Origin of the sequence: Pseudomonas fluorescens, assembly GCF_003732425.1 — a bacterium.
Taxonomy (GTDB): Bacteria; Pseudomonadota; Gammaproteobacteria; order Pseudomonadales; family Pseudomonadaceae; genus Aquipseudomonas; species Aquipseudomonas fluorescens_BE.
Genome location: NZ_MOBX01000016.1, coordinates 94831 through 108309, shown reverse-complemented (window position 1 = coordinate 108309; position 13479 = coordinate 94831). Strand labels below are relative to the sequence as shown.

Annotated in this window: 10 protein-coding genes; 2 read left to right on the top strand and 8 right to left on the bottom strand. The window is 60.6% G+C overall.

Annotation, left to right across the window (positions count from 1 at the left end):
• Positions 1 to 36: 36 nt before the first annotated feature.
• The 5 genes from BK670_RS26090 to BK670_RS26070 form a co-directional block, all read right to left on the bottom strand.
• Positions 37 to 2463 (bottom strand): TonB-dependent siderophore receptor, encoded by a 2427-nt coding sequence (locus BK670_RS26090; RefSeq protein WP_123454113.1) that lies wholly within the window; start codon positions 2461 to 2463, stop codon positions 37 to 39.
• Positions 2464 to 2729: 266 nt separating this feature from the next.
• Positions 2730 to 3701 carry a FecR domain-containing protein gene (locus BK670_RS26085; RefSeq protein WP_123454111.1) on the bottom strand — a complete coding sequence of 324 codons (972 nt, stop codon included), beginning with the start codon at positions 3699 to 3701 and terminating at the stop codon, positions 2730 to 2732.
• A complete protein-coding gene (locus BK670_RS26080; protein ID WP_123454109.1) occupies positions 3698 to 4216 on the bottom strand; it encodes an RNA polymerase sigma factor in 519 nt (172 codons plus the stop codon). Before BK670_RS26080 ends, BK670_RS26085 begins: the two co-directional genes overlap by 4 nt.
• Positions 4217 to 4422: 206 nt before the next feature.
• Positions 4423 to 5130: a 3'-5' exonuclease gene (locus BK670_RS26075; RefSeq protein ID WP_123454107.1), complete on the bottom strand. Its 708-nt coding sequence runs from the start codon at positions 5128 to 5130 to the stop codon at positions 4423 to 4425.
• Positions 5127 to 7061: a putative nucleotidyltransferase substrate binding domain-containing protein gene (locus BK670_RS26070; RefSeq protein WP_311197075.1), complete on the bottom strand. Its 1935-nt coding sequence runs from the start codon at positions 7059 to 7061 to the stop codon at positions 5127 to 5129. Before BK670_RS26070 ends, BK670_RS26075 begins: the two co-directional genes overlap by 4 nt.
• 259 nt (positions 7062 to 7320) lie before the next feature.
• Here BK670_RS26070 and BK670_RS26065 point away from each other — a divergent pair, with 259 nt between their 5' ends.
• Complete coding sequence (locus BK670_RS26065) at positions 7321 to 7767, top strand: response regulator (protein ID WP_123454102.1); 447 nt, start codon at positions 7321 to 7323, stop codon at positions 7765 to 7767.
• 154 nt (positions 7768 to 7921) lie between these two features.
• Here the strand turns inward: BK670_RS26065 and BK670_RS26060 are convergent, their stop codons facing one another.
• Positions 7922 to 10099 carry a malate synthase G gene (locus tag BK670_RS26060; RefSeq protein WP_123454100.1) on the bottom strand — a complete coding sequence of 726 codons (2178 nt, stop codon included), beginning with the start codon at positions 10097 to 10099 and terminating at the stop codon, positions 7922 to 7924.
• Positions 10100 to 10552: 453 nt separating this feature from the next.
• On the opposite strand from BK670_RS26060, the gene BK670_RS26055 reads away from it, so the two are divergent.
• A complete protein-coding gene (locus tag BK670_RS26055; protein WP_123454098.1) occupies positions 10553 to 11071 on the top strand; it encodes a glycine cleavage system transcriptional repressor in 519 nt (172 codons plus the stop codon).
• A gap of 223 nt (positions 11072 to 11294) precedes the next feature.
• Here the strand turns inward: BK670_RS26055 and rarD are convergent, their stop codons facing one another.
• Together rarD and BK670_RS26045 are read right to left on the bottom strand one after the other, a co-directional pair.
• A complete protein-coding gene (rarD, locus tag BK670_RS26050) occupies positions 11295 to 12182 on the bottom strand; it encodes an EamA family transporter RarD (RefSeq protein WP_123454096.1) in 888 nt (295 codons plus the stop codon).
• 160 nt (positions 12183 to 12342) lie between these two features.
• Positions 12343 to 13317 (bottom strand): serine/threonine protein kinase, encoded by a 975-nt coding sequence (locus BK670_RS26045; RefSeq protein ID WP_110720743.1) that lies wholly within the window; start codon positions 13315 to 13317, stop codon positions 12343 to 12345.
• Positions 13318 to 13479 lie beyond the last annotated feature (162 nt).

Here is a 13479-nt window from a genome sequence, read left to right as displayed (position 1 = left end):
ACGGCCTGGTGAAATGACCTGTTTCAGCTCAATCGCTTACCACTTGTAAGTGGCGCTGGCGACGACACTGCGCGTGTCGCCGTAGTAGCAGTAGAAGCTGTCGCAGGTGGAAATGTATTCCTTGTCGAACAGGTTGGTCGCGTTGAGTGCCAGCGACGCGCCTTTGAGGCTGTTGTCCAGGCGGCCGAGGTCGTAATGCACGCTCGCGTCGAACACGGTGTAGGCGTCCGCCTTGCCCAGCCAGGTGTTGGCCTTGTCGCCGTAGGTGTTGCCGGTGTAACGCACGCCACCGCCAATGCCGAAGCCGTCGAGCACGCCGGCGTGCCAGGTGTAGTCAGTCCACAGCGAGGCTTGCTGATTCGGCATCAGTTGCAGGCGATTGCCCTTGTCGACGCCATTCTGTACTTCGGATTTGGCCAGGGTGTAGGCGGCGATAACTTTGAGGTTGTCGGTGACGTCGGATACCGCTTCCAGCTCCAGGCCTTTGACTTTCACTTCGCCGGTCTGACTGGTGATCGACACGTTGTTGACGAAGGTGTTGACCGAGACGTTCTTCTGAGTGAGGTCATACACGGCGGCGGTCAGCAGGGTTTTGCTGCCCGGTGGCTGGTACTTGATGCCCAGTTCCCACTGTTTGCCTTCGGTCGGCTTGAGCGAACCGGTCGAGGTGGCGTCGGCGCCCGTGGTCGGCTGGAAGGATTCGGCGTACGACAGGTACGGCACGAAACCGTTGTCGAACACGTAGCTGAGCGCGGCGTTGCCGCTGAAGGCCTTGTCACGCTGGGTGTTGGTGGCATCGCCCTTGTTGATGAATTTTGTGCTGGTGTGCACCCAGTCTTCACGGCCGCCAAGGGTCAGACGCCACTGGTCGAGGGCCATTTGATCCTGGATATACAGGCCGGTCTGGTAGGTCTTCTGGTCGTAATCGTAAAACGCCGTCGAGCGCGCCGGACGTACGATCGGTTGACCGTAGATCGGCGTGATGACGTTGGTGGTCAGGCCATCACCGAAGATCGAGGTGTAGTTGGTGTTGCTGCGCTGGTGATCCAGGCCCAGCAGCAGGGTGTGGCGGATATCGCCGGTGGCGAAGTCGGCCTGGAAGTTGTTGTCCACGGCGAACTGGCTGATGTCTTCTTCGACGCTGGTGCTGGTGCGCCCGACGTTGCCTTGATCATCCACTTCGGTGAACGGGTAGGAACCCGGCGTCAGCGACTGGAACGACAGGTCCGACTTGGTGTAGCGCAGGTTCTGCTTGAACTGCCAGACATCGTTCAGACGATGTTCGAAGGCGTAGCCCAGCGCGTAGTAAGTGCGATCGTAATATTCCCAGTCCGGATCACCCAGATTCTTGTGGTGAGAGATATCGCCGAACGGCGACTTGATCTTGGTGCCCTGAATCGGCAGGAACTGACTGGTGATGCCGGTATCGTCGCGGGTGAACTGGCTGAGCAGGGTGAGCTTGGTATCGTCGTCGATGTTCCAGGTCAGGCTCGGCGCGATGTTGTAGCGCTTGTTGTCGACGTGATCGACCTGCGTGCCGCTGTCGCGCACCACACCGCTGAGGCCGTAGAGAAACTGGCCGGCGTCATCGATCTTGCCGGTGCTGGCGAAGTTGATCTGGCGGTGGTTGTCGCTGCCGTATTGCAGCTGGATTTCGTTGCTGGCTTCAGCGCTTGGACGACGGCTGACCATGTCCAGCAAGCCGCCCGGTGGGGTCTGGCCGTAAACCGAGGAGGCCGGGCCGCGCAGCAGGGCGAGGCGGTCGAGGTTCCAGGTTTCCTGTTTCGGGTTGGCGTACACGCCTTTTGGCAGCGGCAGGCCATCGAGGAACTGGGTCGGTTCGAACCCGCGCACCCGCAGCCAGTCGGCGCGGGTGTCGCTGCCGTAGCTGCTGGCGGTGATGCCCGGCATGTAGCGCACCGCGTCATCGAGGCTGTGCACGCTGCGGTCATCCATTTGCTGACGGGTTGCCACCGAGATCGAACGCGGCGCTTCGACGAGTGCGGTGTCGGTCTTGGTGCCGGCGGCGGTGCGGGTGGCGGTGTAGCCTTCGACCGGACCCCAGGCGCTTTCGAAGTTTTCCACGCCGATGACCGAAGTTTCCGGCAGGGCCAATGTTCCTTCAGGCACGGCCACGAGGGTGTAGGTGCCGGTGCTGCTTTGTTCCAGTTGCAAACCGGTGCCACGCAGGGCCGCGCGCAAGGCACCGGCCGCGTCGTACTGGCCGCTGACCGGCGCCGAGGTCTTGCCCGCCGCCAGCGACGGACTCAGCGACAGCGCGATGCCGCCCTGGCTGGCGATCTGGTTCAGGGTGGTCGACAGAGGCGCCGCCGGCAGATTGTAGGCGCGCACGCTGGACGCTTGTTCAGCGGCAAGCAACGGACTGCTGATCAGCGGCGCGCTGAGCGCGATGGCGACGGCCAGCAGACTGGGGCGCAACAAGGTGTCTAGCGAACGGGACATACGGCGGCTCCTGAATGGAAATATTTCTCAATTGCCTGTGTGCCGGATGAGAATCAGAAAGTGATAGGGCTGGATGAAAATAATTTCGATTAACTGGATAGCAGCCCTATTTCTGCAGGGTGCACAGTCCTGTGGCGAGGGAGCTTGCTCGCGCTGGAGCGCGAAGCGGTCCCCGGCATTTCTTCAGGACGATTGCATGGGGCGGTTTTGCGACGGCTTCGCCGCCGAGCGGGAGCAAGCTCCCGCGCCACAGGTTCAATTCGAACTCAGGGCTTGGCTTCAGCCTTCGCCACGGTCACCCAATAAGGCGTATGCCGCTCGATCTGCACCGGCAGCGTCGGCAGCAATGCGCTCAGGGCCTTATCGGTGTCGTGCAGCGGGAAGCTGCCGGTGATGCGCAAATCCGCCACGTCCGGCGCCACGCCCAGATGCCCGCGCCGATAACGTCCCAGCTCATGCACCAGATCGCCGAGGCGTGCGTTATCGACCACCAGCATGCCGCGCGTCCAGGCATCAGCGCCGGGATTGAGCGCGACGATCGAGCCTAACCCGTCACTGCGCAGCAGCACTTGCTGGCCTTCATGGAGGATTTGCTCTTGAGGATTCGATTGCGGGTGTGCGGCCACGGCCGACTGCAACACGCTCAGGCGCGTACCTTGGTCTTCACGCTTGACCAAAAACCGCGTACCCAGGGCGCGCATGCTGCCTTCGCGGGTTTCAACGATGAAGGGGCGCGCATCGCCATGCCCGGTCTCGACGAGAATTTCGCCTTCCTGCAACACGATCAACCGGCGTCTCTCATCGAACCGCACATCCACCGCACTGTGGGTGTTCAGATTCAACACAGTGCCGTCAGCCAGACGCACGGTGCGCTGCTCACCGGTGGCGGTGCGTTGATCGGCGAGCCAGTAATCCAGCGGTAGAAAACGTTCGCTGGCAAACAGCCCCACACCGACAAGCACCACAATGCTGGCCAGCCCACTGCCCAATCTGCGCACCCGCCGGCGAATGCCTTCGCGCGATTGCAGCAAGGCGCTGCGGGCCGGGCCTTTGGCCACACTGAAACGCTGATCGAGCATGCCCAGTTGCCGCCACGCACGGGCGTGTTCTTCATGGGCCGCGTGCCATTTGGCGAACTCCTCGCGCTCCAGCGGACTGCTCGAGTCGAGGGTCAGTTGCCAGGCAATCGCCGCGTCCAGCACATGCGCTGGCACCGGTCTGGAACTGGTCGGGCTCACGTCGGCTCACCGTACAGTGCGATGTAGCACTGACGAATGCCTTGCGCCAGATACTGGCGCACGCGCGGCACCGAGACGCCGAGCTTGTCGGCGATCTCGGCATGGCTGAGGCCATCGAGGCGGTTATAAAGGAAAGCAGCGCGGGCCTTGGTCGACAGTTTGCCGAGCAAGCGGTCGATGGCTTTGAGGTCTTCGAGGATCATTTGCTGTTCTTCCACCGACGGTTGTTCGCCTTCGGGGATCAGCATCAGCTCGGTGAGGTAGGCCTGTTCCAGCGCCGCGCGGCGGAAGTAGTCGAACAGCAAGCCTTTGGCGATCGCCACCAGAAAGGCGCGCGGCTCGCGGGGGGTCAGCATGGCGTCGCGACCGAGCAGGCGGACGAAGGTGTCCTGGCTCAGGTCCTCGGCACGCTGCGGACACGCCACATTGCGCCGCAGCCATGCCAGCAGCCAACCGCGATGGTCGCGATACAGCGCACCGACGAGCTCACTGTTAGGGCTTGGGACTGACGACACCGGACATCACCGATTGGGAAATATTAACTAACGCGAATTGTTCGCGATTGTGGCAGAGGTGGGAATGGTTAGCAATTGGCCACTGGTCAGGTGGCATCAGTAAAACCGCGTCATCCTTCTTCGCGAGCAGGCTCGCTCCCACTTTGGAATGCGAAACCCTGTGGGAGCGAGCCTGCTCGCGAAGAGGCAGAACAGGCGCTGACAACCTAAAAGGAGGGAGCTTGCTGCCGCCGCTTCCACTGACTCAGCCGCTGCTGCAAATTCAACGGACTGTGAATCTGCTGCTGCCGCGCCCGGCTGAACAGGATCAGCGCCAGTTCTGCCGTCGCCAGCGCATCGGCACTCGCGTTATGCCGCTCGAACACCTCAAGCTTGAACCAGTCGATCCACTCATCCAGCCCGGCCTCACGAATGTGCGCCTGCGGACACACCAGCGGTGCAATGTCGGCGACATCCAGAAACACCTGCTGCAACTTGTGCCCCAGATGCTCCTTCAAGGCACGCCCGAGCATGTGCTGATCAAACGGCGCATGAAACGCCAGTACCGGGCTGTCGCCGATAAACTCCATCAGTTCGAGCAACGCCTCGGCCGGCTCGCTGCCTGCCGCAATCGCATTCGGCCCCAACCCGTGAATCAGCACGCTGGGACTGAGCTTCAGCTCGCGACATTGCAGCGTCCGTTCGAATTGCTGACTGAAATCGATCGCGCCGTCCTCGATCACCACCGCGCCAATCGATAACACACGGTCCTTGTTCAGATTCAGCCCGGTGGTTTCCAGATCCAGCACCACCCAGCGTTGTTCACGCAGGCTGCATTCGCCGAGTTCGCTGATCACCGGCAGCTTCGCCAGACGCTGTTGCCACTCCACCGGCAACACCGGGCTGGCCGGACGCAGCCATGAGAACAGGCTCATAGCTGATACCGCAGCGTCAGGCTGCTCTGCAGGCGCTGGGCCTGGCGCAGGGATTCACGCAGGATGCGCCGGTCGAGATGATTGAGGCTGTCCGGGTCGACTCGGTTGGAGTAGGGCAGGTTCTCCCGGGTCTGCAGTTGATGTTGTTGCATGCGCGTTTGCTGAATGAAGTGATAGGCCTCTTCATACGCCGCACCATCCAGTCGCTCGATGACGTCTTTTTCAACCAACTGACGGAAGCGCTCGAGGGTGTTGTTGGCGTCGATGCCATTGGCCAGCGCGAGTAATCGCGCGCCATCCACGAACGGCGTCAGCCCCTGTACCTTGAGGTCCAGCGTGGCTTTCTCACCATTCTTGCGCGCCAGCACGAATTCGCGGAAACGCCCCACCGGCGGACGATTGCGCAGGGCGTTCTCGGCCATCATGCGCTGGAACAAACGGTTGTCACCGACCTGGTCGAGAATGCCGCGGCGCAATTGTTCGCAGCTTTTTTCATCGCCCCAGACCACGCGCAGATCGAAATAAATACTCGAACCGAGCAGATTCTCCGGCGTCGCCTCACGAATGAACGCTGCAAAGCGCCGTGCCCATTCTGCCCGCGACAGACACAGCTCGGGGTTGCCGGCCATGATGTTGCCCTTGCACAGGGTGAAGCCGCACAGCGCCAGGCTTTGGTTGATTTGCTGGGCAATTGGCAGCAGCTTGCCGCGAATCTCCGCCGCGTGTGCTGCGTCCCGCGCGTCGAACAGAATGCCGTTGTCCTGATCGGTGTGCAGCGTCTGCTCGCGGCGACCTTCGCTGCCGAAACACAGCCAACTGAACGGCACACCGGGATCGCCTTTTTCCGCGAGGGTCAGCTCGATCACGCGGCACACGGTGTGGTCGTTGAGCAAGGTGATGATGTGGGTGATCTGCGTCGAGGACGCGCCGTGGGCGAGCATGCGTTCGACCAGTTGGCCGATCTCGCCGCGCAGGCTGACCAGTTGTTCGACGCGCTGGGCGCTGCGGATGGTCCGGGCCAGATGCACCAGGTCGACCCGTTGCAGCGAGAACAGATCACGCTCAGAGACCACGCCGCACAGGCGCTGATCCTTGACCAGACAGACGTGCGCGATGTGCCGTTCGGTCATGGCAATCGCCGCATCGAACGCGCTGTGATCCGGCGACAAGTAGAAGGGCGCGGGCGTCATGTGGCGCTCGATGGCTTCGCTGAAATCGCCGACGCCGGCGGCCACCACATGACGCAGATCGCGCAGGGTGAAAATCCCCAGCGGGGCTTTGTGTTCATCTACCGCAACAATGCTGCCGACCTGCTGCTCGTGCATCAGCTTCACCGCTTCACGCAATGGCGTGTCGGGGCTGCAGGTCACCGGGTGACGCATTGCCAGTTCGCCCAGTCGGGTGTTCAGCGAGTACTGGGTGCCGAGAGTTTCCACGGCTTTCTGCTGCACTTGCTGGTTGACCTGATCGAGCAGGCTGCTGACCCCGCGCAAGGCGAAGTCGCGAAAGGCGTTGGAGAGGGCGAACAGTTTGATGAACGCCAGTTTGTTCAGTTGCAGGCAGAAGGTGTCTTCGCCGGCCAGGTGTTCGGTGCGGGTCGCGCGTTCGCCGAGCAACGCGGCCAGCGGAAAGCATTCGCCGGTGGTGATTTCAAACGTGGTCTCGGTGCCGGGCTTGGTGATGTGCTGACGTTCGCCGACCACCCGACCTTGCTTGACGATATAGAAGTGTTCGACCGGGCCGTCGGCGGGTTTGATGATGCTCTCGCCCTGGCCATAGAAACGCAGCTGGCATTGCTCCACCAGATAAGCCAGGTGGGCGTGTTCCATCTGATTGAAGGGCGGGAAGCGCTGGAGGAATTGCAAGGTGCCCTGGATGTTTTGCAATACCGCGGTTTTCCCTGCCTGGGTGAAGGCGTCCGCTTTACTCATAACCATTACCGCAGTCTTTTTCGAATTGTTGTTGTCGGATCGTTCTGACCATGGTCGACCCCTGCGGGCGGGGTGCCCATTGGACGTAAGTCTAGGTTTGAGCTGCCGTTCGGCACATTTGGGAAGTGCCCTACAAAAACAGTCGGAAATTCGGCCTCCGGCCTCTTGGAAAAAAATCCGACGAAGTGCACATTGAAGCTCTGCTTAGCGATGTCTGACGACTGTGCCAGGTGATTGATTTGAAAACGTAGAGAACGCCATGTCCGACCACGATATTTTGAGCGACGCCGAGCGTGAAGCGCTCAGCGCTGTAATGCTCGAACCCGACTTGCCGCCGCAGCGTGTACTGATCGTCGATGACGACAAGGATGCCCGGGAGCTGTTGTCGGAGATACTCGCATTGGACGGCATTCATTGCATGACCGCAGCCAGTGGCGAAACGGCGCTGAAGATGCTCGCGGAAAAACCTTCCATCGGGCTGGTGATTACCGATCTGCGCATGGGCAATGTCGATGGCCTCGAACTGATTCGGCAGGTGCGCGAATCGGTGCGGGCGGCGCTGCCGATCATCATTGTTTCCGGCGATGCGGATGTGAAAGACGCGATTGCGGCGATGCATTTGAGCGTGGTGGATTTTTTGCTCAAGCCGATTGATACGGGGAAGCTGCTTGAGTTGGTGAAACACGAATTGGGCATTGAGCCCTGAATATTTGAGGTTCAAAAGATCGCAGCCTTCGGCAGCTCCTACAGGTGATCCCATGTAGGAGCTGCCGAAGGCTGCGATCTTTTGACTTTGCGTTTAGAAAAAAAGGCCCTGATCTCTCGATCAGGGCCTTTTTCGTTTCCAGCGTCAGCGCAAATTACAGACCATTTGCGGCCTTGAACTCGCGACGACGACGGTGCAGCACCGGCTCGGTGTAGCCGTTCGGCTGTTTGGTGCCTTCGATCACCAGTTCGACCGCCGCCTGGAAGGCGATGTTGCTGTCGAAGTCCGGTGCCAGCGGCCGGTACAGCGGGTCGTTGGCGTTCTGACGATCCACCACCGGCGCCATGCGCTTGAGGCTTTCCATCACTTGCGCTTCGGTGACCACACCGTGGCGCAGCCAGTTGGCGATGTGCTGGCTGGAGATACGCAGCGTGGCACGGTCTTCCATCAGGCCGACGTCATTGATGTCCGGCACTTTCGAGCAACCCACACCCTGGTCGATCCAGCGCACCACATAACCGAGAATGCCCTGGGCGTTGTTGTCCAGTTCGTTCTTGATCTGCTCCGGCGTCCAGTTCGGGTTGACCGCCAGCGGGATGGTCAGGATGTCGTCCACCGAAGCACGAGCACGTTTGGCCAGTTCGGCCTGACGGGCGAACACATCAACCTTGTGGTAGTGCAGCGCGTGCAGCGCAGCAGCCGTTGGCGACGGCACCCAAGCGGTGTTGGCGCCGGCCAACGGGTGCGCGATTTTCTGCTCAAGCATCGCGGCCATCAGGTCAGGCATGGCCCACATGCCTTTGCCGATTTGGGCGCGACCTTGCAGGCCAGTGCTCAGACCGATATCGACGTTCCAGTTTTCGTAAGCGCCGATCCACTTTTCAGCCTTCATGTCGGCCTTGCGTACCACCGGGCCGGCCTCCATGGAGGTGTGGATTTCGTCGCCGGTGCGGTCGAGGAAACCGGTGTTGATGAACACCACGCGCTCGCTGGCCGCCTTGATGCAGGCCTTGAGGTTGACCGTGGTGCGGCGCTCCTCGTCCATGATCCCGACTTTCAGCGTGTTGCGCGCAAGGCCCAGCACGTCTTCGATACGGCCGAACAGCTCGTTGGTGAACGCCGCTTCTTCCGGGCCGTGCATCTTCGGTTTAACGATGTAGACCGAGCCGGTGCGGGTGTTACGACGCGAGGTGTTGCCGTTGAGGTTGTGCATCGCCGCCAGGCAAGTGACCAGACCGTCAAGAATGCCTTCCGGCACTTCGTTGCCTTGACTGTCGAGGATCGCATCGATGGTCATCAGATGGCCAACGTTGCGCACGAACAACAGCGAACGGCCATGCAGAGTCACTTCACCGCCATTCGGCGCGGTGTAGGTGCGATCCGGGTTCATGGTGCGGGTGAAGGTCTGGCCACCCTTGGACACGGATTCCGCCAGGTCGCCTTTCATCAGGCCGAGCCAGTTGCGGTAGATCACCACTTTGTCGTCGGCATCGACGGCGGCCACGGAGTCTTCGCAGTCCATGATGGTAGTCAGGGCCGCTTCCATCAGGATGTCTTTGACGCCGGCGGCGTCGGTCTGGCCGACCGGGGTGCTGGCGTCGACCTGGATTTCGAAATGCAGGCCGTTGTGTTTCAACAGAATCGCGATAGGCGCGTTGGCGTCGCCCTGAAAACCGATCAGTTGCGCATCATCGCGCAGGCCACTGTTGCTGCCGCCCTTAAGGGTGACCACGAGTTTGCCGTCAGCGATTTTGTAAGCGGTCGAATCAACGTGGGAGCCAGCAGCCAATGGCGCGGCTTCGTCGAGGAAGGCACGAGCGAAGGCGATGACTTTGTCGCCACGCACCTTGTTGTAGCCTTTGCCTTTTTCCGCGCCACCGTCTTCGCTGATCGCGTCGGTGCCGTAGAGGGCGTCATACAGCGAACCCCAGCGGGCGTTCGAGGCATTGAGAGCGAAGCGGGCGTTCATCACCGGCACCACGAGTTGCGGGCCGGCGGTACGGGCGATTTCATCATCGACGTTTTGCGTCGTTGCCTGGAAATCAGCCGCTTCTGGCAGCAGATAACCGATTTCCTGCAGGAACGCTTTGTAGGCTACGGCGTCGTGCGCCTGACCGGCGCGTTCCTGATGCCAGGCATCAATGCGAGCCTGGAAGTCATCGCGTTTGGCGAGTAGGGCTTTGTTCTTCGGTGCCAGGTCGTGAATGACCTTGTCGGCACCTTCCCAGAATTTTTCGGCGGTGAGGCCGGTACCGGGAATGGCTTCGTTGTTCACGAAGTCGAACAGGACTTTGGCGACCTGCAGGCCACCGACTTGAACGTGTTCAGTCATTGCTTGCCTCACTCTGCTCAGCTATTTCGCTTTTCAGCTCTTCAATTTGACAATGAAGCCTCTGGCCATTTAAACCACAAACCTGCCGACCAGTACATGCCATTGCTGGCGGCTGGGCTGGGACCAATCAACGGCTTGGGGCCTTGCTGACGGGGCTTTCAGGGTTGCGAACAGGCCTTGGGCAGACATCGATCCAGCGTTATGTAGTGCGCGCTGCGGCATACTACATGATGAGTTGCGCTTGTGAAAATCAGACTAATTACGTCGTTCTGCGACCTCATGTCGCATTGCGGTCACGTCGCGGAACGGGATGTTCTCAAAAAATAGATAGATTGTTCCAGTTAAATATAAAAAGTTGTACACGATTTGTCGTTTCGGGCGTCTGAGGCGGCTGACTGTGCCTTGCCTATACTTGCTCTTCTACAACAAAAGTCATGACAAGAGGGCTGCGCCATGGACCACCTCGTACTCACCGTATTCGCCCCGGACAAGCCCGGGCAGGTCGAGCGCATCGCCCAATGCATCGCCGAACACGGCGGTAACTGGCTGGAAAGCCGCATGTCGCGGATGGCCGGGCAGTTCGCCGGGATTCTTCGAGTGGGGGTGCCGGCAGAGGCTTACGACGAATTAGTCGATGCCCTACAAGCGCTGTCGGCTCACGGCATCCGCGTGCTGATTGCCGAGAGCGGCATCGAGCAGTCCTGCACCTGGAAACCGATTGCCATGGAATTGGTCGGCAACGATCGGCCCGGCATCGTCCGCGACATCACCCGGCTGTTGAGCGAACAGGGCGTTAACCTTGAGCGGTTGGTGACGGAAGTGCGTCCGGCACCGATGAGCAGCGAGCCGTTGTTCCACGCCGAAGCGATTCTCGCGGTGCCGCTGACCCTGTCGCTGGATGTATTGCAGTCGCGGCTGGAAACCCTGGCCGATGATCTGATGGTTGAACTGGTGTTACGCACAGACGTTTAAGCGCTGACCGGGTTATCCAGTTTTAACGTGCACCTGCCTGTGGATAACCTGTAGAGACCGGGCGCAGCGTCAAGCCGGCCGGGGCTTGCGCGGAACTGATCAAAAAATCGCCAGTATTCAGTGACTTGCACACAAACGGCGGGGATCACGCTGTGGATAACCTTGGGAAGGAACGATGCAGGCCACGAGAACCGTGGCTTGCGGCGGTTTGTACGTTTTTTGATCAGGCGCGGCGGCGCAAACTGATCACCGCATCGACGCTGTAAACAGCCAGACCGGCCCAGATAAACATGAACGCGATCAGGGTGCTGGACGACAAATGCTCGCCAAACAGCAGCACCGCCTGCAACAACACCAACGTCGGTGCGATGTATTGTAGAAAACCGATGGTGGTGTAGGGCAGGTGTCGGGTGGCGGCGTTAAAGCACACCAGCGGCACCAAAGTCACCGGGCCGGCCGCGACCAGCCACCAGGCTTGTGATGTCGTCCAGAATTCCGGTTGTGCGCTGGTTGCGGTCTGATTGAACAGCAGCCAGGCGATAGCAATTGGAACCAGCATCCAGGTTTCCACCACCAGCCCCGGCAATGCCTTGACTGGCGCCTGCTTGCGGATCAAGCCGTAGAAGCCGAACGTCAGCGCCAGCACCAGCGACACCCACGGCAGACTGCCGACCTGCCACACCTGCTGCGCCACGCCAACCGCCGCCAGGCCGACCGCGAGCCACTGCATGCGGCGCAGGCGTTCGCCGAGAATCAACATCCCCAACAGCACGTTTACCAACGGGTTGATGTAGTAACCGAGGCTCGCCTCCAGCATGCGTCCGTTATTCACCGACCATACGTAGGTCAACCAGTTGGCCGCGATCAATGTGCCGCTCAGTGCCAGAATCGCCAGGCGTTTGGGGTTATCGAGCAATTCGCGCAACCAGCCCGGGTGTTTCCACACCATCAGCAACAGCGCACCGAACAGCGCCGACCACAGCACCCGATGGATGATGATTTCGACGGCCGGCACTTCGGCGATGGCTTTGAAGTAGATCGGGAACAGGCCCCAGATGATGTAGGCACTCAGGCCCAGAATGTACCCGCGACGCGGGTTGGCGGCTTGCATGCAGAATCCTTGCTTAGGCAGCTAACAAAGGAGGGATTGTAAGGAGGTTGTATAGATGTGTCGTGTCAGAAAGCGAAAAGATCGCAGCCTTCGGCAGCTCCTACAGGGGAATGCGATCCATGTAGGAGCTGCCGAAGGCTGCGATCTTTTGATCTTTAATTCAGAACAACTTCAAAGGTTCTTCGTTAAGCGCTGATAGCTGCTCACGCAACGCCAACACCTGATCGCCCCAATAACGCTCGGTGCCGAACCACGGAAAGCTGTGTGGGAATGCCGGGTCGTCCCAGCGCCGCGCGAGCCAGGCGCTGTAGTGCATCAGGCGCAAGGCGCGCAGCGGTTCGATCAGCGCCAGTTCGCGCGGGTCGAAGTCGTGGAACTCGTTGTAGCCGTCCATCAATTCCGACAACTGCCCCAGGCATTCCTGACGATCACCGGCGAGCATCATCCAGATGTCCTGCACCGCCGGGCCCATCCGGCAGTCGTCGAGGTCGACGATGTGGAACATCTCGTCGCGGCACATCATGTTGCCGGGGTGGCAATCGCCGTGCATGCGAATGTTCTGGTGCGGGGTGTTGGCGTAGGCATCTTCCACGCGTTTGAGCAGGTCGCGGGCGACTGACTCGTAGGCCGGCAGCAGGCTTTTCGGAATGAAGTTGCCTTCGAGCAAGGTGTTCAGCGAGGCGTGGCCGAAGTTCTGCACGGCGAGGGCTTCGCGGTGTTCGAACGGTTTGGTCGCGCCGACCGCGTGAATCCGCCCGAGCAATTGACCGAGGCGATACAGCTGATCGAGATTGCCCGGCTCCGGCGCACGGCCGCCGCGACGCGGGAACAAGGTGAAGCGGAAACCTGCATGCTCGTGCAGGGTTTCGCCGTTGTGGATCAGCGGCGCCACCACCGGGATTTCGACATCAGCCAGTTCAAAGGTGAATTGGTGTTCTTCGAGGATGGCCTCGTTGGTCCAGCGTTGCGGGCGGTAGAACTTGGCGATCAGCGGTTCGGAGTCTTCGATGCCGACCTGATAGACGCGGTTTTCGTAGCTGTTGAGCGCCAGAATGCGCGCATCACTGAGGAAGCCGATGCTTTCAACGGCATCGAGCACGAGGTCGGGGGTGAGGGTTTCAAACGGGTGGGCCATGCTGACTCCTGCGCGCAGCAGGCTGCCGCGTCCGGCCCAGCATGGTAGCGCAGATGGCAGCGGGGGAGGTGGTTGGTGTCTTCGCTGAAGCCATCGCGAGCAGGCTCACTCCCACATTAGGAAAGCGATCCCCCTGTGGGAGCGAGCCTGCTCCGGGCGGCG

Coding starts and splice junctions, on each gene's coding strand:
- BK670_RS26090 (WP_123454113.1), bottom strand. CDS start 2,463: ATGTCCCGTTCGCTAGACACCTTGTTGCGCCCCAGTCTGCTGGCCGTC.
- BK670_RS26075 (WP_123454107.1), bottom strand. CDS start 5,130: ATGAGCCTGTTCTCATGGCTGCGTCCGGCCAGCCCGGTGTTGCCGGTG.
- BK670_RS26070 (WP_311197075.1), bottom strand. CDS start 7,061: ATGAGTAAAGCGGACGCCTTCACCCAGGCAGGGAAAACCGCGGTATTG.
- BK670_RS26065 (WP_123454102.1), top strand. CDS start 7,321: ATGTCCGACCACGATATTTTGAGCGACGCCGAGCGTGAAGCGCTCAGC.
- BK670_RS26060 (WP_123454100.1), bottom strand. CDS start 10,099: ATGACTGAACACGTTCAAGTCGGTGGCCTGCAGGTCGCCAAAGTCCTG.
- BK670_RS26055 (WP_123454098.1), top strand. CDS start 10,553: ATGGACCACCTCGTACTCACCGTATTCGCCCCGGACAAGCCCGGGCAG.
- rarD (WP_123454096.1), bottom strand. CDS start 12,182: ATGCAAGCCGCCAACCCGCGTCGCGGGTACATTCTGGGCCTGAGTGCC.
- BK670_RS26045 (WP_110720743.1), bottom strand. CDS start 13,317: ATGGCCCACCCGTTTGAAACCCTCACCCCCGACCTCGTGCTCGATGCC.